This is a genomic window from Mongoliitalea sp. (genome assembly GCF_054166905.1).
In genome coordinates this window covers 1-22,385 of the sequence record NZ_JBSZCK010000023.1, presented here as the reverse complement: position 1 = coordinate 22,385, position 22,385 = coordinate 1, and the positions used below count along the sequence as shown (strand labels likewise).

At 36.2% G+C, this 22,385-nt stretch carries 14 protein-coding genes; all 14 read left to right on the top strand.

Annotated elements, in window-relative coordinates; translation table 11 throughout:
• Window positions 1-301: 301 nt before the first annotated feature.
• Entirely contained in the window at window positions 302-2,182 is a 1,881-nt protein-coding gene (locus tag ACXIUD_RS07260; protein WP_458051959.1) for a KAP family P-loop NTPase fold protein, read from the top strand.
• Entirely contained in the window at window positions 2,182-3,003 is an 822-nt protein-coding gene (locus ACXIUD_RS07255) for a hypothetical protein (RefSeq protein ID WP_458051958.1), read from the top strand. Before ACXIUD_RS07260 ends, ACXIUD_RS07255 begins: the two co-directional genes overlap by 1 nt.
• On the top strand, window positions 2,990-4,327 hold the full coding sequence (gene qatC, locus ACXIUD_RS07250; RefSeq protein WP_458051957.1) for a Qat anti-phage system QueC-like protein QatC: 1,338 nt from the start codon (window positions 2,990-2,992) through the stop codon (window positions 4,325-4,327). Before ACXIUD_RS07255 ends, qatC begins: the two co-directional genes overlap by 14 nt.
• A complete protein-coding gene (gene qatD / locus ACXIUD_RS07245) occupies window positions 4,327-5,058 on the top strand; it encodes a Qat anti-phage system TatD family nuclease QatD (protein ID WP_458051956.1) in 732 nt (243 codons plus the stop codon). Before qatC ends, qatD begins: the two co-directional genes overlap by 1 nt.
• 565 nt (window positions 5,059-5,623) lie before the next feature.
• Window positions 5,624-8,593, top strand: a complete 2,970-nt coding sequence (locus ACXIUD_RS07240) for a type I restriction endonuclease subunit R (protein ID WP_458051955.1) — start codon at window positions 5,624-5,626, stop codon at window positions 8,591-8,593.
• A 428-nt stretch (window positions 8,594-9,021) separates the two neighbouring features.
• Window positions 9,022-10,245: a restriction endonuclease subunit S gene (locus tag ACXIUD_RS07235; RefSeq protein WP_458051954.1), complete on the top strand. Its 1,224-nt coding sequence runs from the start codon at window positions 9,022-9,024 to the stop codon at window positions 10,243-10,245.
• A gap of 293 nt (window positions 10,246-10,538) precedes the next feature.
• Window positions 10,539-11,573 carry a PDDEXK nuclease domain-containing protein gene (locus tag ACXIUD_RS07230; RefSeq protein ID WP_458051953.1) on the top strand — a complete coding sequence of 345 codons (1,035 nt, stop codon included), beginning with the start codon at window positions 10,539-10,541 and terminating at the stop codon, window positions 11,571-11,573.
• An 8-nt stretch (window positions 11,574-11,581) separates the two neighbouring features.
• Window positions 11,582-13,192: a type I restriction-modification system subunit M gene (locus ACXIUD_RS07225; protein ID WP_458051952.1), complete on the top strand. Its 1,611-nt coding sequence runs from the start codon at window positions 11,582-11,584 to the stop codon at window positions 13,190-13,192.
• Between the two features lie 386 nt (window positions 13,193-13,578).
• Window positions 13,579-14,232 carry a DUF3667 domain-containing protein gene (locus ACXIUD_RS07220; RefSeq protein ID WP_458051951.1) on the top strand — a complete coding sequence of 218 codons (654 nt, stop codon included), beginning with the start codon at window positions 13,579-13,581 and terminating at the stop codon, window positions 14,230-14,232.
• 245 nt (window positions 14,233-14,477) lie between these two features.
• A complete protein-coding gene (locus tag ACXIUD_RS07215; protein ID WP_458051950.1) occupies window positions 14,478-15,038 on the top strand; it encodes a hypothetical protein in 561 nt (186 codons plus the stop codon).
• A 634-nt stretch (window positions 15,039-15,672) separates the two neighbouring features.
• On the top strand, window positions 15,673-16,758 hold the full coding sequence (locus ACXIUD_RS07210) for a glycosyltransferase family 4 protein (RefSeq protein WP_458051949.1): 1,086 nt from the start codon (window positions 15,673-15,675) through the stop codon (window positions 16,756-16,758).
• Entirely contained in the window at window positions 16,755-18,191 is a 1,437-nt protein-coding gene (locus ACXIUD_RS07205; protein ID WP_458051948.1) for a pectate lyase family protein, read from the top strand. The genes ACXIUD_RS07210 and ACXIUD_RS07205 overlap by 4 nt, the downstream gene beginning before the upstream one ends.
• A 74-nt stretch (window positions 18,192-18,265) precedes the next feature.
• Window positions 18,266-18,526 (top strand): hypothetical protein, encoded by a 261-nt coding sequence (locus ACXIUD_RS07200; RefSeq protein WP_458051947.1) that lies wholly within the window; start codon window positions 18,266-18,268, stop codon window positions 18,524-18,526.
• Window positions 18,527-19,225: 699 nt separating this feature from the next.
• Window positions 19,226-22,385 (top strand): LamG-like jellyroll fold domain-containing protein (locus ACXIUD_RS07195; RefSeq protein ID WP_458051946.1); only part of this gene is annotated, 3,160 nt, incomplete at its 3' end.

Here is a 22,385-nt window from a genome sequence, read left to right as displayed (position 1 = left end):
TTAAGAAAGACAAACCATTTTGACAGGTGACCAACATACAGCCCATATTTCAAACGGACATCGAGTATGCCGACACTCATTGCCTTCCCTACTGTATTTTTTATTTTCCTCATCGCACATATTTTTAATTCAATTTTATTGCCACCGCACAAATGGCACATTTGGTTTTGCCCGACACACAAACCGACCCTTCGCAAAACCAAAAGAGCCATTTTTTGCCAACGCACAAAATAAATTAATCTTAAATTAGCTAGCTTTCACAGACTTGTGCTGAAAATAGAAACAGAAAAAAATCATTATTATGTGGGCAGACAATGAAACATCAGAAGATCTTTTAGGCTTCAAAGTTCACGCTGATTTACTAGTAGACGTTATTAAAGATGATAAAGTACTACCTGTAACGATAGGCGTTTTTGGAGATTGGGGAAGTGGAAAATCTAGTATTCTTAAAATTGTTGAAAAGGAATTAACAGGCGGTAAAGACGATGGTTTAAATGACGATACTCTTGTCCTGTATTTCAATGGTTGGGTTTTTGAAGGCTATGATGATGCAAAAGCAGCATTATTAGAATCTATTATTGAAAGTTTTGATAAGCATAAAACCATTGGGAATAAAGTCAAAGACAAAACGGCTAAACTTTTAAAATCAGTTAAATGGATGAGATTACTTGGGCTCAGTTTTAAAAAAGTGATTGTACCCGGTGCAGCAGCTTTTTTATCTGGAGGCGTTTCATTATTGCCATTTTTGATTAATGAATTCTCTCAACTTAGTAAAGAAGACTTAGCAGAAAAATTAAAAGGTGATAATGTTGAAGACTTTTTAAAAGATATAATTCAAAAAAATGAAGACAAAGAAATCACAATAGTTAGAGAATTTCGTGAAGACTTTAACGAAATGATTGAAAAATCAGGAATAAAAAAACTTGTTGTAATCATTGATGATTTGGACAGATGTACTCCTGATAGATTGATAGAAAACCTTGAAGCGATTAAGCTATTCCTAAATGTGGAGAAAACAGCTTTTGTTATTGGTGCTGACCCAAGGATAGTGAGATTTGCAATTGAACACCGTTATAAAACTGATAATATTGAAAATTCAAGTGACCCTGACAGCAGAAATAAGAGAATTGTTAGTGATTACCTCGAAAAGCTGATTCAAATACCGTACTACTTACCGAAATTAAGTGACAATGAGGTTGAAACTTATTTGACTCTTCTTTATTGCAAGAAAATAATGGGAAATGATTTTGTTAAAGTGATAACAGCATTTAATAAAAACAGAGAAACTAATAGATACGATGTGTTTGGATTAGGTGATATTCAAGAATTTGCAAACTCTCAACAGAAACAAGAATTAATTGAAAGTATCTCACTTATTGCTTCATTATCTCCAATTATAACTGAAGGTCTTAAAGGCAACCCAAGACAGATAAAAAGATTTTTGAACACTTTTACCCTTCGCAATAGACTTGTAAAAGTTGCTAGGATAGCAGAATTTAAAATTGATGTACTAGCTAAATTAATGGTTTTAGAATATTCAACAACAAACCTATTTAAAGAACTATACAATTGGCAAACTTCTCAAAAAGGTGAACCAAAGCAAATTTCAATACTGGAAGAACTCGCATCGCAAAACAATATTGACGAAATCAAAAAGCAATTTTCCGCAGAGTGGGCGTCTGAAAAAATTATCAAATGGTTAAGTTCAGAACCTAAACTTTCTGGTATTGACTTAAGAGATTACTATTGGATTTCAAGAGACCAACTTTCTACTACAATAAGTGGTGCTTCTTTAATTCCACCTCATATTAGAGCACTAAGCAGAAAATTAATTAATCACGGGTCAGGTAGTATTCTTAATAAAGCAGTTCAACAGGAAATAATTGGAAAGCTAAATGATTCAGAAATTGAAACGCTACTCAACCTTTTGGAGAAAGAGTTAATTAAAACCCCTGAGAATGATAGTATCCATAAGGTTTTTATTGAAATGATGAATCATAGAAACAATGGAGCGATTGATTCTTATTTGAGAGCAATAACCAAAGCAGATAACACTAAGATACCTTTCAGCCTAAGAAGTGATTTTCAATTAGCAGCTAAGAATAATGCAGAAATAGAGAGCATCTATAAGCATTTTTCAAAAGATTCTAGCATTTATAAAGCATTAAATCCAAAGAAGTAATGGGAACTACTCAAAGAATGACACCAGGAGTACCGAATCAACCTCAATGGGGTGATTTAAGCAAAACTATAACTCATATTTCAAAAACGGTTGAAAAAGAAAAGGAGTTAGAAAAGAATCAGTCAATTTCCCAAGATGATGCATCAAAGATTTACAAACAAATTGAGATTAGGAGAGCATCACACCTAAAGTCAGCTTTTACGAATCTTGTTAGAACAGGTGGCGGCAGATCTAAGATTGTTAGTGGGAAATCTAATTCAATTGGGAAGGCGGGAAGAAAATCAGCTAGCAGAATTGTCGGGTTTTTTAATAGTGTTGGAAGTCAAGGATTAGAAAAAACGTTAGTAGAAATAGGCTTTGGCAAATTAGCAGGCAAAACCTTTCAAGAAGTTATAGATTTTCTTTTAGTGTATTGCAGTGAATCTAATGAGGGAATGGATGAGATGGCAGCGAACAAAGCATCTTGCGAAGTAATGAATGAACTTGCTATTTCTTCTAACAATGACCTTGATAAATTTGAAGATTTAGTAAAAAATATGGTTGATGATAAGGGACTAAGTGATATGCTATGCAGATTTTGGGGGCTTTATATTTTCGAACATCTATCACAAAGATTTGAAGAGAAGATTGAACAACAAAAAGGAGCTGAAAATTCAAAAGAAACCTTTAGAATCATTAAGGAAGATATTCTCGGTCAAGTTAAAGTGCTGAACACTCAAAGACCTGTATCGAAAATTGATTGGAAAGGAGAATCGGGTAAAAATGAAATTGAGAAGATTTTTGATTCAGTTATAAAAATTATTTGCGATGAAAAAAATTAACATTAGCACAATCCAAGCGAAAAAAGACCCACAAAACCTTTGGGTTGGAGAAATTAAAATAAAAGATGGTACAGGCAAAAGTTCATTGCTCAGTATTGATTTAGATGACTTATTACCATTTATAAATTGTGTCGGCAAAGAGGTTTATGACTTTTTTTTCATTAGTGCCTCTGTTTATGGAATAGATAGATTTATAGAAAGAAAAAATAATTCAGTAGACGGATGGTCAAGAGAAATAAGCGTAAGTTTTCCTGTTCATAATCTCACTTTATGGAATAGCTGTAAAGAAGACCTTGAAAAACTACTTTCATTTTTAACTGGTGATTATTGGGCAATTTCTTTTAGACAAGAAGTTTCAACTTTACCAAAAGCAACACTGAAAAGTAATTATGCAGGCGTATTTGAGCAAGTAAATTTATTCTCAGGTGGTCTAGATTCATTGATTGGTGCGATAGACTTTTTAAAACTAAATCCTACCAATAAGATTTTATTTGCTTCACAATATGACAGTCAAATGCACGGTCCTAAGGGAGACCAAAATAAAATAATACCTAAGTTACAATCACTTTACCCATTGCAATTTGAATTTATTCCATCAGTTAAAGTATTTCTAAAAGAATCAGATTTAGCAAGGGAGACAACATTTAGAAGTCGTTCGATTCTTTTTATTGGTTTGGCTTTAGTTGCTGCACAAGCTACGAAAACAAGCAAGATAATTGTTCCTGAAAATGGGACAGTGTCACTTAACTATCCGTTAAGTTCATCTAGAAGAAGTTCATGTAGCACTAGAACTACACACCCATTTGTGATAGAAACAGTTTCCAGTATCTTGAAACAACTGTCAATAAATATGGAAATTGAAAATCCATATGAGTTTAAAACAAAAGGGGAAATGGTTTCAGAATGTAGTGATAAAATTAGCTTGTTGACATTAATAAAAGATTCTAATTCTTGTGGCAAAAGGGGACATAGGGCACATTGGCGAATTAGAGATGCTGACCACTGTGGTGTTTGTATGCCTTGTGTTTACCGACAAGCAGCCTTAAAAGATGTGGTTGATGGATCAACATATGGTAATTCTATCAATGACCTTTTTCCTATTAAAGAAAAAAGGAAAATGGCTCAAGACATAAATTCTATGCTGGAATACTTAAACAAAAACTTAAATGAACAAGAAATTAAGCAAGAACTAATTATTAATGGAGTGAAAAATTTAACCAAATTAAATCAATACGTTAGCGTAGTTTCAAGAACCAGAGACGAGTTAAAAAATTGGGTTAAGAAAGTAGGTAACAACTATGTTAAAAATAAAGCAAGTGTTTGATGTTAATAGATACTCATTGCCATATTGACCTATATAAAAACCCCGAAAAGATTCTGAAGGAATGTGAGTTACAAGGAATAAGTGTAATTTCAATGACAAACCTTCCAAGTCATTTTGAACAAGGCTTTCCATTCTTTCAAAAAACCTCAAAATGCAGAATTGCTTTGGGTTTGCATCCATTGTATGCACAAAACCATAAATCTGAAATTAATTTATTCCTAAAAAACATTGACAAAACATCTTACATTGGAGAAATAGGTTTAGACTTTTCATCAGAAGGAATAAATACCAAGTCAATTCAAATTGAATCATTTGAAATGATTTTGCAGGCTGTTTCTAACAAGAAAAAAATATTAAGTATTCATTCAAGAAAAGCGGAAAAAGAGATTTTAGAACTGCTAAAGAGATATAGAGTAAAAAATGCTATTTTTCATTGGTACACTGGTTCGTTAAAACTAATAGACTCAATCATTGAGTCTGGATATTTTTTTTCAATAAATCCTAAAATGATACAATCACAGAATGGAAAGGATATCATTTCAAAAATTCCATTAGACAGATTATTAACAGAGAGTGACGGCCCATTTATACAAGTAAATCAAAAGCCAATTAACCCTTGGGACATTAAAGAAGTCTTGACTTATATTTCAAAAACACGACAATTGAGTTGTCTTGATGTTGAGAGACAAATAAAAAACAACTTCTTTAATTTAATAGGTAGATTAAAATGAAATAGCAAAGCACTGGTGTAAGCACATTTGCATGCCGCACAAGGCAAAGCTTGTAAAAGATCTTTCACCTTTTCAAAGGAGGCAAAATGGAAATAAAAAAATCTGCTGCTCTTCTGAAAATAAAAAATATGCAATCCCACTCAGTAAATACAATGATTTACAGACAAGGTGGACAAGAACACTAGCCACCAGTCGAGTAGGTAAAGGAAAACCCAACCCCTAAACCTCTCATAACCTATCCCTGAACTCGAGAGAACCACATTACGATTAGAAACAGCCAGTGAATCTCTCGATTATTCAAAATGAAACTGTTTTTTGTTGAATTCACTTATTTATCCAAAAGAGCTTACCCAAAATCAAACGAATCGATCCACCGTATTCAGGCTTACCAGCCCAGCTAAACAAAGGGGGAGTGTATGATCTCCCCTATTGCTTATTGATCCAACAAATCACCTAAGTCAATTAATCACTTAAGAAGTTTGATCTTTTGATTCAATCTAAACCTATTTTCTCCTAAATTGCTACTTAAACTAGCATTACTTTTTTAAAGTTTATTTTGTCTAACATGATCAAGGAAAACCACATTGAAGAACATCTAATCAAGCAGCTTACGGATCTGAAATATATCTTTAGACCGGATATCGTTGACCGTAAATCCCTTGAACAGAATTTTAAAAGCAAATTTGAACATCTGAACAAAGTCATTTTAACTGAGAATGAATTTTTAAGGCTTAGGGAAGAGATTATTGAACCTGATGTTTTTAAGGCTTCCAAGCTGTTACGAGAAAGGCAATACTTCCAGCGTGAAGATGGAACCTCTCTTCATTATACCTTGGTCAATATCAAGGATTGGTGTAAGAATGACTTTGAGGTCATCAGTCAATTGCGGATCAATACCGAAAACAGTCATCAGCGGTATGATATCATCTTATTGATCAATGGGCTTCCCGTAGTGCAGGTAGAATTGAAGAATATCGGCATCACAGCACGTAAGGCCATGGAACAGATCGTGGACTACAGGAACGAACCTGGGAATGGCTATACCAATACCCTGCTTTGCTTTATGCAGTTGTTTATAGTAAGCAATCGATCGAATACTTACTATTTTGCCAATAACAATAATCAGCACTTTGCTTTCAATGCTGATGAACAGTTTTTACCTGTTTATCAATTAGCAGATGAAGGCAATAAGAAGATTACCCACCTAGAGACATTTACAGAGAAGTTTCTTTCCAAGTGTACCTTGGGTGAAATGATCAGCAAATACATGGTGTTAGTAGAAAGCGAACAGAAGCTTCTTGTGATGCGTCCTTACCAAATTTATGCAGTAAAGGCCATTGTGGATTGCATTCAGCAAAACAGAGGGAATGGCTATATCTGGCATACCACAGGTAGCGGAAAGACACTGACTTCATTTAAAGCCTCTACCCTGCTTAAAACGAATCCTGATATTGAAAAATGTCTTTTTGTTGTGGATCGTAAAGACCTAGATAGGCAAACAAGGGAGGAGTTTAACAAATTTCAGGAAGGCAGTGTGGAGGAAAATACCAATACCGAAACTTTGGTGAACAGGTTGCTCTCTACAAATTATGCTGACAAAGTGATTGTGACTACCATTCAGAAGCTAGGATTGGCATTGGATGAAACCAATAAGAGAAATTACAAAGAGCGCTTGGAACCTCTGAGTAAAAAGCGAGTGGTATTCATCTTTGACGAATGTCATCGATCGCAGTTTGGCGAGAACCATAAAGCTATCAAAGAATTTTTTCCAAATGCACAACTGTTTGGATTTACGGGTACGCCCATATTTGATCAAAATGCCAGTTACAATATCCGAGAGGGAGAAACAGCTTCATACAAGACTACAGATGCTATTTTTGAAAAGCAGTTGCATGCTTATACCATCACACACGCCATTGAGGATAGAAATGTACTAAAATTCCATATTGACTACTTCAAGGGTAAAGGGTCTCAACAGGCCAAACCAGGGGAAGCAATTGCACAACAGGCAGTAGTGGAAGCCATTTTGGATAAGCACAATGCTGCGACCAATTCTCGAAAATTCAATGCTGTAATGGCCACAGCCTCTATCAACAATGCCATATCCTTTTATCAACTATTCAAAGAAATCCAGCAACAGAAACAGGCCGAAAACCCTGATTATGTACCCTTGAATATTGCTTGTGTATTTTCTCCACCAGCGGAAGGGAATAAAGATATTCAGCAAATTCAGGAGGATCTTATTCAGGAAAAAGAAGACAACAAACAAAACCCTGAAGAAAAGAAAGAAGCCTTAAAAACCATCATGGAGGATTATAACCTTCAATACGGTACAAATCATTCGATTGGGGAATTTGACCTCTATTATCAGGATGTACAGCGAAGAATCAAAGATCAAAAATTCAGTAACAAGGACTATCCCCACAAGAATAAGATTGACATTACCATCGTAGTGGATATGCTGTTGACAGGGTTTGATTCCAAATACCTAAATACCTTGTATGTAGATAAAAACCTGAAGTATCATGGCTTGATACAGGCGTTTTCCCGCACCAACAGAGTCTTAAATGACACAAAGCCTTATGGGAATATCTTGGACTTTAGATCCCAGCAGGAAGCCGTCAATCAGGCCATTGCCTTATTCTCAGGAGAAGATAGTGGTAAGGCCAAAGAAATATGGATGGTGGATCCAGCACCTAAGGTGATCGAGTACTACCAAAAAGCAGTGGAGGCACTGGGGAATTTCATGGAGGATCATAATCTAGTCTATGAACCGCAGGAAGTATATAACCTGAAAGGCGATGCAGCCAAAGTTGCTTTTGTGAAGAGTTTCAAAGAAGTACAGAGACTGAAAACCCAACTAGATCAATATACCGATATCGAAGAGGAAGATAAGGCTAAAATTGAAGCCATTCTTCCCAAAGAAAAATTACTGGAATTCAGGAGTTCCTATATAGAAACAGCCAAGCAACTGAGAGAAATCCAGCAAAAGGGAGACGGTGAAGTTCCCCCTGAAGTTCAGCAATTGGATTTTGAATTTGTACTGTTTGCTTCAGCTGTAATCGATTATGATTACATCATGGATCTGATTGCAGAAAGTACACAGCAGAAACCTGCCAAGCAGAAGATGACCAAAGAGCAGGTCATTGGTTTATTGACGTCCAACTCCAATATGATGGAGGAGCAGGAAGATTTGACAGACTATATCAACAGCCTGGACTGGAACAGTGGCAAGAGCGTAGCATCTTTGCGCAAAGGGTATGACACATTTGTGCTTGAAAAGAATGATAAGGCCATCGCAGCTATTGCCACTAAATTTGGATTGGAAATAGCTTCCTTAAAAACCTTTGTAGATAAGATTTTGAGTCGGATGATTTTTGATGGGGAGCAACTGACCGACTTAATGTCGCCCTTAGAATTAGGTTGGAAAGAGCGCAGGGTAAAGGAGTTGGAATTGATGGAGGATTTGGTGCCACAGTTAAAGAAACTAGCTCAAGGGCGTGAGATATCGGGGTTGGCGACGTATGATGTCTGAACTGTGATTTATGGGATTTATATGATTAAATGATTTACATGAAAAACACGCCTAACTATTAAGCTCCTAAGAATTGGGATGGAAAGAACGCAGCGTAAAGGAGTTGGCATTGATGGAGGATTTAGTACCAAAGTTAAAAAAACTAGCCCAAGGGTGTGAGATATCGGGGTTGGCGGCATATGATGTCTGAACTGTGATTTATGGAATTTATATGATTAAATGATTTACATGAAAAACACACTTACTGTATATCGGCTCTATGAATTGGCTTCCAATATGATCCCCTCTGCCAGGGGAAATAAGAATTTAGGCAAAAAGAGGTTTTCCTTTTCCAAGATGGATAAAAATTCGGTGGGGAATATTTTAATAGAAATCGGACTATGATTAAAATGAAAAATAACAGTACAGAAAAAAATCAGAGCCATCACATGAATCAAAAAAATCATAGTTTAGACAATGTACCAGAGTTGAGGTTTCCTGAGTTTGTGGATGATGGGGAGTGGAAATATTTGAATGGAGACAAATTGTTTGACCCAATTACAAATAAAAACCACAATTCTGACTTACCCATACTTGCAATTACTCAAGAGCATGGGGCTATACCAAGAGATTTGATTGATTATAACGTTTCTGTAACAGACAAAAGTATAGAGAGTTATAAAGTGGTTGAAGAAGGGGATTTTATAATAAGCCTAAGGTCATTTCAAGGAGGAATAGAATACTCAAATTATTTGGGTTTATGTAGTCCTGCATACATTATCTTGAGAAAGAAAATTGAATTAGAAAACCATTTTTATCGCCAGTATTTCAAATCAACCCCTTTTATTTTTGATCTAAACCGAAACTTAGAAGGCATAAGGGACGGGAAAATGGTAAGCTACAAGCAATTTTCTGAAATATTAATTCCAACCCCCCGATTTCAAGAACAACAAAAAATAGCCTCCTGCCTTTCTTCCTTGGATGAATTGATCTCAGCCCACAGCCAAAAGCTAGAACTACTCAAAGACCACAAAAAAGGCTTGATGCAAAACCTCTTTCCTCAGGAAGGTGAAACAGTACCTAAGTACCGATTTCCTGAATTTGAGGGTGATGGGGAGTGGGTGGAGAAGAAGTTGGGGGATAAAGAAGTTTCTTCTTTTGTAAATGAAAAAATCTCAGTAAATGAACTTTCAATTGATAGTTATATAAGTACCGAAAATATGATGTCTGATTATTCAGGAGTGGCTACTTCTTCAAAACTACCCTCTTCGGGGAATTTCACAAAATTCAGAATTGGAGATATTCTAATATCAAATATTCGACCTTATTTGAAAAAAGTATGGAAGTCAGATAAGATGGGCGGAGCGTCTAATGATGTACTTGTATTTCGTTCAGGTTCAATGGTAGTTTGTGATTTTTTAGAATTTACTATCAAAAACGACTCCTTTATTAACTATGTAATGGAAAGTGCAAAAGGTGTTAAAATGCCACGTGGAGACAAAGATTCTATGCAGGAATATACAGTTTTCATTCCTTCAAAAGCAGAACAAAAAAAAATAGCTTCTTGTCTTTCAGCTGTTGATGAATTGATTGCTGCTCAAGGGGAGAAAATAGAACAATTGAAGTTACATAAGAAGGGGTTGATGCAGGGGTTGTTTCCGAAGGCTGTCTGAACTGTGATTTTTGGGATTAAATGATTTATATGATTGCTGGTATGGGAAAAAAATCAGGGTAATTCTAAAATGATTTATATGATTAATAGTGTAGGAAAATAAATCAGGGTAATCCTGAAATCAACTAAATCATGGTTCAGACAGGTGGATTGATGCGGAAAATTGTCTGGACTGTGATTTTTGGGATTAAATGATTTATATGATTAGTATTAACCGGGGAATCCTAAAATCAAACAAATCAGGGTGCGAACAGGTGGTTTGATGCAGGGTTTATTTCCGAAGATAAATGATATATGAATAAGCAATTAACAATAAACCAAAACGAGTACAGTGAAATCTTGCGAGAGGCTATCGCAGAAATTCATAGCGCCCGAGCTGTATTGGCTAAGCAATTGGCAAATGCAGCTAATTCGGTGTATTGGAGCTTGGGAAGATTACTTTTTGAAAAACAGATGGAAGAAGGATATGGTAGTGGCGTGGTAAAACAATTATCTGTAGATTTAAAAAATGAGTTTCCCGACATGGGTTTGTCTCCCCGGAATTTATGGAATATGAAACGCTATTATGAGCGTTACTATCAAGCAGATCCAAAACTGCTACAGACTGTAGCAGTTTTGCCTTGGGGTCACAATCTGCTGTTACTTGACAAAATACAATCCCTTGATGCTGTTGCGTTTTACGCCAACGAAGTGCTCACAAAAGGTTGGACAAGAGATTTGTTGCTCAATGCCATCAAAATGGATAGTTATGGCCAAACCCAAAATCAATTAAAATCACATAATTTTGACAAAACTTTACCTGAGATCAGTACCGAATATGTTAATGAAGTTTTTAAAAGCTCCTATAATTTGGGGTTTTTAGGAATTACTGAACCTGTGAAAGAATTAGAACTCGAAAAGCGATTAATAGAAAAAATCAGGACTTTTATATTGGAACTTGGCAAAGGATTTTCTTTTATCGGCAACCAGCACCGCTTAGAATACAACCACAAAGAGTATTTTGTGGACATGCTTTTCTTTCATCGTGGTCTGCGTTCGTTGGTAGCCATTGAATTAAAAATTGGGAGTTTCAAAGCCGAATACGCAGGCAAAATGAATCTTTACCTTTCCTTACTTGATAAATTGGAAAAAGGAGAAAACGAGAATCCATCAATAGGCATTATTCTATGTGCCGATAAGGATCATTTGGATGTAGAAATTGCCCTACAAGACATCAATAAACCCATTGGTGTAGCCGAATACCAACTCTTATTGCCAAAAGATGAGCTGCAAACCCTGCTGGTAAATGAAATAAAAGCCAGTGAAGAAACGAATGACAACAGCCAATAACCTTAAAAATGACACAAAAAGAACAACTTCAGCTGGGTAAAACCCTTTGGAATATAGCAGATGATTTGAGAGGAGCTATGAATGCGGATGATTTCCGTGACTACATGCTTTCCTTCCTTTTTCTCAGATATCTATCCCACAATTATGAAGAGTCAGCCAAGAAAGAATTGGGATCGGATTACCCTGAAGTCAAAGAAAAAGATGGCCGAACAGCTTTGGGGGTTTGGTATGCAGCTAATGAAGCGGATGTTTCTGAGTTTGAAAAACAGATGCGTAGAAAAGTTCATTATGTGATCAAGCCACAACACCTATGGAGTAACATTACAGAGTTAGCCAGAACCCAAAATGAAGAGTTGCTGGTGACACTTGAGGCAGGATTTCGGTACATTGAGAATGAATCGTTTGACAATTCCTTCCAAGGCTTGTTTTCCGAGATCAACCTGAATTCTGAAAAACTAGGAAAGACCAACACCGAAAGGAATAAAAAGCTCTGTACGATCATTCAAAAGATCTCAGAAGGCATTGCAGATTTTTCTACAGATTCGGATACCCTTGGCGATGCTTATGAATATCTGATAGGTCAGTTTGCGGCAGGTTCTGGAAAGAAAGCAGGGGAATTCTACACCCCTCAGCAGATTTCTACCATCTTATCAGAGATTGTTACTTTGGATAGCCAAGACCCCGCTACAGGTAAGAAAAAGAAGTTAGACAGTGTTTTGGATTTCGCCTGTGGTTCAGGATCCTTATTGTTGAATGTACGGACACGAATAAAAGAGCATGGTGGTAGTGTAGGCAAAATCTATGGACAGGAAAAGAACATTACGACTTATAACCTTGCCAGAATGAATATGCTTTTGCACGGCATGAAAGATTCTGAGTTTGAGATCTTCCATGGTGACACCTTACTCAATCAATGGGATGCTTTAAATCAGATGAATCCTGCCAAGAAGATTGAGTTTGATGGTATAGTAGCCAATCCACCTTTCAGCTTACGTTGGGAACCCAATGATACCATGGCAGAAGATTTTAGATTCAAAAGCTATGGATTGGCACCAAAGTCAGCAGCAGATTTCGCTTTCTTGCTTCATGGGTTTCACTTCTTATCTAAAGAAGGCACCATGGCCATCATTTTGCCACATGGGGTTTTATTCCGTGGAGGAGCTGAAGAAAGAATCCGTACCAAGTTACTGAAAGACAATCACATTGATACTGTTATTGGTTTACCTTCTAATCTATTCTACAGCACAGGCATACCTGTATGTATATTGGTTTTGAAGAAATGTAAGAAACAGGATGATGTACTCTTTATCAATGCAAGTGAGCAGTTTGAAAAAGGCAAAAGACAGAATAGCCTAAGTGAAGATCACCTGAAGGAGATTATAGACACCTACCAATTCAGAACAGAAAAAGACCGCTATTCCAGGAAGGTTTCCATGGAGGAGATTGAGAAGAACGGTTATAACCTCAATATCTCCCGCTATGTCAGCACCTCCGAAGATGAAGTGCAGATTGATCTCAAAGCCGTCAACACCAAGCTAACTGAAATCAATGAAACCATCAAAGCCAAAACGGAAGAGCATAATGCGTTTTTGAAGGAGTTGGGTTTGGATTTGATTTAGAGAATTATGATTATCCGTAATTACACCTGCGTCAAAATAACATCCAGGCTATTGCGGATAATCGACCTCAGTCAATGGACGACTACAATGAAAACATCATGATTTTTTTTATTTGCTTAGCTACTGGAGTGAAAGCGGCTAATCAAATAAACTAATTTACCTTATAAAAATGAACCTCTATACAATACTTAATTTTTGAAAATAGGGATAGGTGTAGGAATCAGAATTATTTTTGGTAAATTGTTATTCGACTATGTTTGGCCTTTAATTTTCAACTAGAAATGGCAAACGTTATTGTTTGTAAAAATTGTGAAAACACCTATCAAGGTTCTTTCTGTAATAATTGTGGACAAAGTTCACATACTGATAAGATAAACTTCCGGTATTTGTTAAATGAAATTCAAAACTCAATTTTTGGTGTAAACGGAGGCTTATTTTATACCATCAAGGAATTATTCAAAAGGCCAGGAACATCCATTAGAGACTTTGTTGAGGGAAAACGGGTGAAGCATTTTAAGCCAGTGGCCTATGTACTTATTTTATCGATTATATATTCCTTCTTAGAACACAAGATCAATAATAATCCATTTATTGAAGAAGGTTTGTTGGGAATTGTAGATGCGCTGGAGAACGCTCGAGATCTGAGTGAGGAAAAGGTTAAAATATTTGAATGGTTCATTCATAATTATTCTTATACCGCCCTTCTCTTGATACCCGTTTTTTCATTTTCATCTTTTTTGGCATTCAAAAAATCTGACTTCAATTATCTAGAACATGTTGTCTTAAATACCTTTCTATTTGGACAAATCACCCTGATTTTTTTGCTGACAATACCCTTATCCTTGATCTTCCCAACTAACTCAACGATAGAAATTGTCAGAATAATTATTTCGGTCGTTTTTACGTTTATAGCTTATTATCAGTTTTTTGACGGTCTCAAGAAACATTCAAGAATTATAAATACTGTATTTACCTATTCTTTTTTCCTATTTTTTTTACTGCTGCTATTAATCCCTTTAATAGGAATAGCTATCCTATGAAAGAATTGCATGGTCTTGGGATTCTCAGTATAATTGATCCACAAGTTTTCTTTGAAAAAATCTATTTTTTTGAAATTTGTTAAACTTAAATCACTACATTCAAAGCAGTCTTTGATTACTTACTGGCTTACAACATGATAGCTCCGATACTTAAGCTCTAGAATAAAAAAATCTTAGAATGAGCATTTAAAAATTTCAAGTTGGTGAAAAGGCCATTATTCAATAAAAACTAACCATTCCTTCCTATGGATACAGAAAAGATATTACTGGTTTTTTTAGGAATATTAATTTCTTCGGTATTTCAGTTGATCAGTAGCTATGTTACAAAAAAAACTGATAAGTCGCTTAAGCACACAGAGCAACTCAAACTATTGACGAGTGAGTTAGAAGACTTAATTAGGCATTGCATAGCAAATCTCGAGGTGTTACAAGCAATTGATTTTGAGAAAGGAGTTCCGTCCATGTTACATTTTGAAAAAATGAAGGTTATGGAATCTTCCCTGATATTTTCTCAAGAAACTTTTAATGTTATTGATAGTAAATTCACGAGACACATCAATCGGTTAAAGTTGGAAATCAGGAACATCAATATAGAAATTGACCATCTTATTAAATACAGGCAAAGTGATGGTTTTCAATTGCCGATTTTTAAGGAATATTTTGAGTATATCCTGCAAAAAACCAATTTTATCAAAGATAATTTACCAAAAAGACTAGGCGAATTGATCAAGGTAGATGATCAAATTCTTAAAAGAATTGAACAGTACAAGCATGAAAGTAGAATCACCAAAATTGTCTATGATTAATGCATTAATAATAAAACAGCGAAAAGACGAGGTATTATTTTCCCCGGTGATGCTTAATGTGGGGTATAGCGCTGAAAACTATTTGATAGAAGATACCCGTACTCCTTAATATTGCGGTGAAATTTTTGCTGCAGGATATCTCACCTTAAGTCTGATCATATGGACTAAAACGAAATCCAGTCGGGAGCAGAATAAGAAAGTTTTACAAAAGATCAATCAATATAGTAAGCGACCTAATTTTTAAGGGAAGGAATGCGCAGTAGAAATTAAAAAACATATTTTACCACTTCATGGAGTAGAAGGATTCTTTGGGTAGAAGGATATCATCCCGCAACTGCCGTCAGTCAGCCAGTTAGGGTTATTTTGTGTAAGCTTTTTGATGGAAATTGGATTTTGTCCTATTACAATTTCTGTTTTCAATATCCTGATGATATTTATGTAATTGTTGGATTAGCAATCACTTTCTTGGTTATTATTTGAATTCAGAAAGATTTATTAAAGCATAAAAAAAGTTGGTTAAACTTAAATTCGCACTTACTTTTGATAAAATGATTTATTACCCAAATTATTGACATTGAAATTAATGGGGACTACGATTGACCAAAAAAAATTTCTTTTTTTTGAATCCGCTGTAATGGAATTGATTGTTGAGCATGGCAAGGCTTCTGGGGGTGCGGCTGTTCAAACGCTAGTTTGGATGGAAGGTTTACAAGCCTTGGGGCATGAGGTCTTCCTAGTCCATATCGAAGAAGATACACGAATTATACAAGAGCGCTACAGCTGGATTCAGTTGGTACCCTTGTATCACTCGGAACGAGGCATTAAAAAGATAAGATGGGCCTCCTATCGGATTCCGAAAATCTACCAAGCGATTAAGCGTGTTCAACCAGATTATTTATATGAGTCAGTGCCTTTTTGGGGGTCCTATATTTTATCTGCCATCTGTAAATCCCTTGGGGTAAAACATATTATTCGGATTTCTAATGATAATCTTTTAGACGAGCGTCTTAAGAACACTGCGAGCAAATCGCATCAGTTTTTTTTATTTTTGGGTTTGCAATGGTCGGACATTATTTTCACCCAAAATAATTTTCAACACACAAAATTATCCGAGAGATTTCCCAGAAAACCTATTTTCCAACTATATAACCCAATAAAAATTACGCATAATTACCTTGCTCCCAAAAAAGAAATGAAGGGTTATATCGCTTGGGTTGCGAATTTTAGGTACCAAAAAAACTTGCAGCTTTTATTTAATATAGCCTCCATTTTGCCTAATGAGCAGTTTAAAATAGCTGGTGTCCCTACATCGCATTTCGATCCGGAATCTGAAGAGTTTGCCGCTCGATTGAAAGCATTGCCAAATGTTGAGTTTTTAGGACAGGTTCAGCGGTCAGATATTTTTAAGTTATATGCATCCGCCAAATTCTTATTGAATACCTCCCGCTACGAAGGGTTCAGCAACACCTTTTTAGAAGCTATGAGTACAGGCACCCCTATTCTAACGAGTACCTTAGTAAATCCTGATCAGCTTATAGACAGCAACCAACTAGGATATGTTTACACCGATGAAGGGGATATCAAAGGGTTTTTAGATTCAATAAGTGAAGCATCCTACATAAAATTATCAGAAAATTGTATATCTTATGTTACTGAAAAACATGCCTATCAAAAACTCACGGGGGTGTTATTGGAAAAATTATCCCAGCTGAGCAAATGAATCAATTACAGTTTATCAAAATCTTATTTTTTGCAAGCGCAGTCCTTTTTTTAGGCTCTTTCTGTTTTTGTATGGGCCAACATCAAGAATCTCCATTTGCATTTCCGGGAGCAGAAGGCTTTGGGAAATATGCTTCCGGTGGCCGAGGTGGATTGGTTTATATTGTAACTAATTTAAATGATCGGGGGGTGGGAAGTCTGCGATGGGCTTTGCAAGCTAAAGGTCCTCGTACGGTAGTTTTTGAGGTATCAGGTAGCATTTTACTTGAAAGTAAAATAACAATTAGACATGGAAACTTAACAATTGCAGGACAGACTGCTCCTGGGGATGGAATCACTGTACAAAATTACCCGATTGTAATTCGAGACACTAATAATATCATTATTAGGTTCATTAGATCCAGATTAGGAGACCTTTATGTTAACCATCCAACTAAATCCACAATTGATGAAGACGCATTTAGTATTTTTTCTGGCTCCAATATAATTATTGACCATTGTTCATTCTCATGGGGTACCGATGAAGTGTTTTCAATTGCTAGAGGATTTGACATTACCTTGCAAAACAGTATTGTAGCAGAACCTTTAGGCAACCATAATCCACTTGGATCTTTAAATTATGGAAATAGGATTTCTTATTTTAGAAATTTATATGCTCATGCTAGAATTAGAAACCCATCTATTTCTCCCATTGTACCCAATGGTTTACATGATATTCGAAATATCCTAGTTTACAATTGGGGATTTAGGGCGATTGATGGTGGTGCAACATGTCAGGTAAATATTATTAATTCTTATTTCAAACCTGGTCTTGGAACTATTGCAAGTGATAAAAACGGATCATCTTCTCAGAAGTTTTTAAGTCCTACCAAGATAAATGAAGATGTTAGCACATATGGTAAATTTTACCTTTCTGGGAACTATATGCCTACCATAGATTTATCAAGTGATCAGTGGAAAGGTGTAAGATTAGAAAATTCCAACCTTACCCTTCAATATTTAGACTCTATAAAAAATAAAGATGGTCAAGGAAACCTTACAGCTTTTCCTATTCCTGACAATCTTTATAGTGAAACTTTAACAGCTCAAGAAGCCTACGAAGAAATTTTAGTTAGTGTTGGATCTAGTATTAAAAGAGATTCAATTGATAAACGTCTTATTGAAGAGGTAAAATCTGGAACAGTAAAATTTAAAGATTCAAAAACAGGGTATTTGGGAATTATTGACTCTCAAAAGGACGTAGGAGGCTGGCCTACTCTCCAATCCCTCCCAGCTCCACTAGACTCCGATCGAGATGGTATGCCCGATGAATGGGAAATTGCGCATGGATTGAACCCGAATCAACGGGACCATAATGGCTACGATTTAGACCCTCACTATACCAATATAGAAGTCTATATCAATAGTATTGTGTTAAATGCTGGGAAGAAATAAAATTAACTAATGAGAAATAAATTTGACCATAAGTCGCAAAAATCATTAAATTAACATTTGTATTGAAGGTTTTTATGAAAAAAAAACAGCACTTTTTAACAGTATTGATCCCTGATGGGGACAAATTCCCACTTCAAAGTGTACTTAATTGTTTATCTGAAGTTCGCGGAATTCGACTCCATATTCTCTCCAAACGCAGAGATATTCCCTACTTATATTCTACCTATGTGGAGCGTTTTGATTTTATTGACCCCTCCTGTACGGATTTAGAATGGATTGAAGCAATCAATCGATACTGTGTAACCTATCCTGTCGATGTTATTTTACTTTACTAAAACAGGATATCACAGATCTTTTCAAACCGCATTTTCTGTGGAAGCATACTCCCTTTAAATTTCGGATTTTAGCCCCCCTACCCGGATTGATTTAAATTTTTTGGAAATTAAAAGGTAAATTTAAAAAAAGAGTGCATCGCTAGTCTGCTTCAAGAGTTGAGAGATTTTAACCAAACGTCCAATAGACAAGTCATTTTTCTTCTTTATTTTTCCTCCATACCTTCTTATGCATCCTTTTGAAAAAAGGCATAATAAAAGTAGGTGTTTTTATTGATAATTGTACAATTCTAATATTTCAAAACTAGCTATATTCCTTCTGTTATTTTCGGAAAAAGAACCCTTAATTTTAAGGTCATTTTTTGAATTGTAAAAAACAATTTGGGTAGTATGTACGGACCTTCTGAAACAAATTAAATTTTATTTTTTACATGCAAAAAAAGATCAAAAACAGGCCTAAAATCATTAAAAACGAATATAATTCAATCCATACTTTTAAACGACAAATTTAATTTTACAAATAATTCCCTTTAAATGCGTTTGTTCACATCAATTTTGCTTTGTAAATCAGGACTTTTGACTTGCCATTTTTGAGCCTGACATTTGAACTATCAAAGGAGAAATAGCAGGTAAAATCCAGGAATTATAGCTCTCTCCAACTTAAAAAAGTTCAATAAAACATTTACATAAATGCAGGCAATCATGAAAAGGGTATTATGCTTACTCGGTCTGTTAACCTTAGTGCTCTTTGATTCATTCGGACAAAACATTCCTGCCTTTCCCGGCGCTGAAGGTTTTGGTAAATATACTACTGGTGGTAGAGGTGGGGCTGTTTACATTGTTACGAATTTAAATGACAGTGGACCTGGCAGCTTAAGATGGGCCTTAGAAGCTCGAGAACCAAGAATTGTGGTATTTGAGGTATCAGGAACTATCGAACTACAAAGCAGATTAGTTATCAGAAATGGAAATTTAACCATTGCGGGTCAAACAGCTCCAGGGGATGGAATAACCGTAAAAAATTATCCTATAATCATAAGAGAAACAGGAAACATTGTTGTAAGATTTATAAGATCCCGATTAGGAGACCTTTATGCCTATCACCCAACCAATCCCACAATTGATGAAGATGCTTTTTCAATTGTTTTAGGAACTAAAATAATAATTGATCATTGTTCTTTCTCTTGGGGAACTGATGAGGTGTTTTCAATAGCAAGGGGCTGGGATATTACTTTGCAAAACAGCATAATTTCTGAACCACTTGGAAAACATAACCCTCTTGGCTCCTTAAATTATGGTGATAAAATTTCATACTATAAGAACTTATACGCTCATGCAAGAATTAGAAACCCTGCTATTTCGCCATTGGTAGAAGACGGATTACATGATATTAGAAATATCCTTGTTTACAATTGGGGATTTAGATCAATAGATGGCGGTGCAAAAAGCAGAGTTAATATAACAAATTCATATTTTAAACCAGGCCCTGGTACAACTTCTGAAATTAACTCAAGAAACAACTATGAAAATTTTCTATTTCCAACAAGACTGAATTCGGACCCAACTACTTATGGAAAGTTTTTTGTAAGTGGAAATTATTTAACAACTAAAGATATTGCTTCGAATCAATGGTTAGGTGTACGTTTGGAAAGCACATTACTAACTCAGCAATACATAGAATCCATAAAAAATAAAAACTCAAATGGAAAAGAGGTCCCATTTTATATCCCAGAGAACTTATACAGCAAAACATTAAGTGCTCATGAAGCATATGAAGAAATTTTAAATTCTGTTGGCGCTAGTTTAAATAGGGATATCGTCGATAAAAGATTAATTAATGAAGTAAAAACAGGAACAGTAACATATAACAACTCAATTACAGGTTACAAAGGTATTATTGATTCCCAAGAAGATATTGGAGGCTGGCCTATCCTCCAATCCCTCCCCGCTCCTCTTGACACCGACCGTGATGGCATGCCCGATGAATGGGAAATTGCGCATGGGTTGGATCCGAATAAGCAGGATCATAATGGCTACGATTTAGATGCTCAGTACACCAATATTGAAGTCTATATCAATAGCATTGTCAGTGAGGATGCATTGGAATTGACCTTACCCGGTCGCCCTACCCTACTTGCTCCTGCTGCCCATGAGGTTTTGATTGCGGATCAGGTAGGCTTTGAATGGAATTTATTGAATGAAAACAAATCGTATCAGCTTCAAGTGGCTACAGATAGTACCTTCACAAGTCTTGTAAAAGAAGTTAAGGGAATTGAGGGAGCAGGTTTAGTATTGAGTGATTTAGCAGCCGAGCAGACCTACTTCTGGAGAATTCGCAAAGGTTCGGATGAACAGTCCACTGCCTGGTCGGAGATGCGCTCTTTTACCTTATTGGCACCCTTTTCCAATACCAACAGTGAAGGATTGGTAGGTCATTGGAAAATGGATGAAGGACAAGGAAACACCTTAGTTGATGCTTCCGGCAATAACAATCATGCTACGCTTTTAAATACTAATGATGTAGCTTGGGAAGATGCCGTACTCGATTTAGGGCTACAATTTCCAGGAACAACCAATCGATTTGCTACCAAAGCGCATAATCCCTCCTTGAGATTTGAAAAAGCACTCACTATTGCTGGATGGGTTAAACCAACACGTTTTGGAAGAAATACCATTTTGAATAAAAACCAAGATGGAAAAGGATTCGAACTCTCCTTAGAGAATGATGGAACTATTGCATTTAGAGTCAACAGAAATGGTACTGCATCCAATCGATTGGTTTCAAAATTCAACTATGAAGCTCACTTGAATCAATGGATTCATGTTTCCGCTACCTTTAACGGCACTTCAAGCAAAATTTATATCAATGGAGAATTAGACAGTCAAGCCAATTTTAGCGAACGTGACATCACTTCCTTAGGAGGAGATTTGGTTATTGGAGCTCTGGGCACTATCCAACGCTTTACCGGAACAATGGATGATCTCCGCTTGTATGACCGGGCTTTAACAGCGGAAGAGGTCTTAGCTTTGTACCTGCTTCCTGAAAGTCTTCAGAAACCTGCTTCCCCTATACTTAGCAATCCTGCTAACGGTCAGCAGCAGCTTTCAAAAGCCGTGGTATTCTCTTGGGAAGAGGTTTCGAATGCAGATTCTTATATTTTGCAAGTAAGCAGTTCCGTAAACTTTGACCAAGAACTAAAAGATTTTAGCGAATTAACTACTCCTACTTTCTCTACGGATCAGCTTGCCTTCGGACAAACCTATTTTTGGAGAGTTCAGGCAATCAATGCCAACGGTAGCAGTGAGTTTTCCGAAATATTCACTTTTGAAACGCTACAGGCACCTGGCAAAGTCACCTTGATTGGACCAAGTCATCAGACAGCGGGTCTTACCATTCCCGTGGAACTATCTTGGGAAGCAACAACTCGTGCCAGTTCCTATCATGTACAAATTGCCTTTGATGAAGCATTTGCCAATCTATTCAGCGACCAATTAAACCTGCAAACTACTCAAATTCAGTTGACTGATCTATCCGAAGGCACCATCTATTTCTGGAGAGTTCGGGCTGAAAATGAAGCAGGATTTGGTTCCTATTCTGATATAAGAAATTTTTCCACATTGGAAAGTTCTGAAGAGGAAAGCTCTCAAGGTGAAAGTGACGAGGGAAAAGGAGAAAGTGGGGATTCTGGTGAAGAGAACGAGGAAGGTACTTCTGAAGGGGAAAGTGGAGAGGAGAAAGGTCAAGGGGGCGATGATTCTGGGGAAGATGAGGGTGGTCAGGATGAAGGCTCTGAAGAAAGTACTGACGAGGAGGGAAATTCTGAAGGGGAAAGTGAAGAGGAGAAAGGTAAAGGGGAGGATG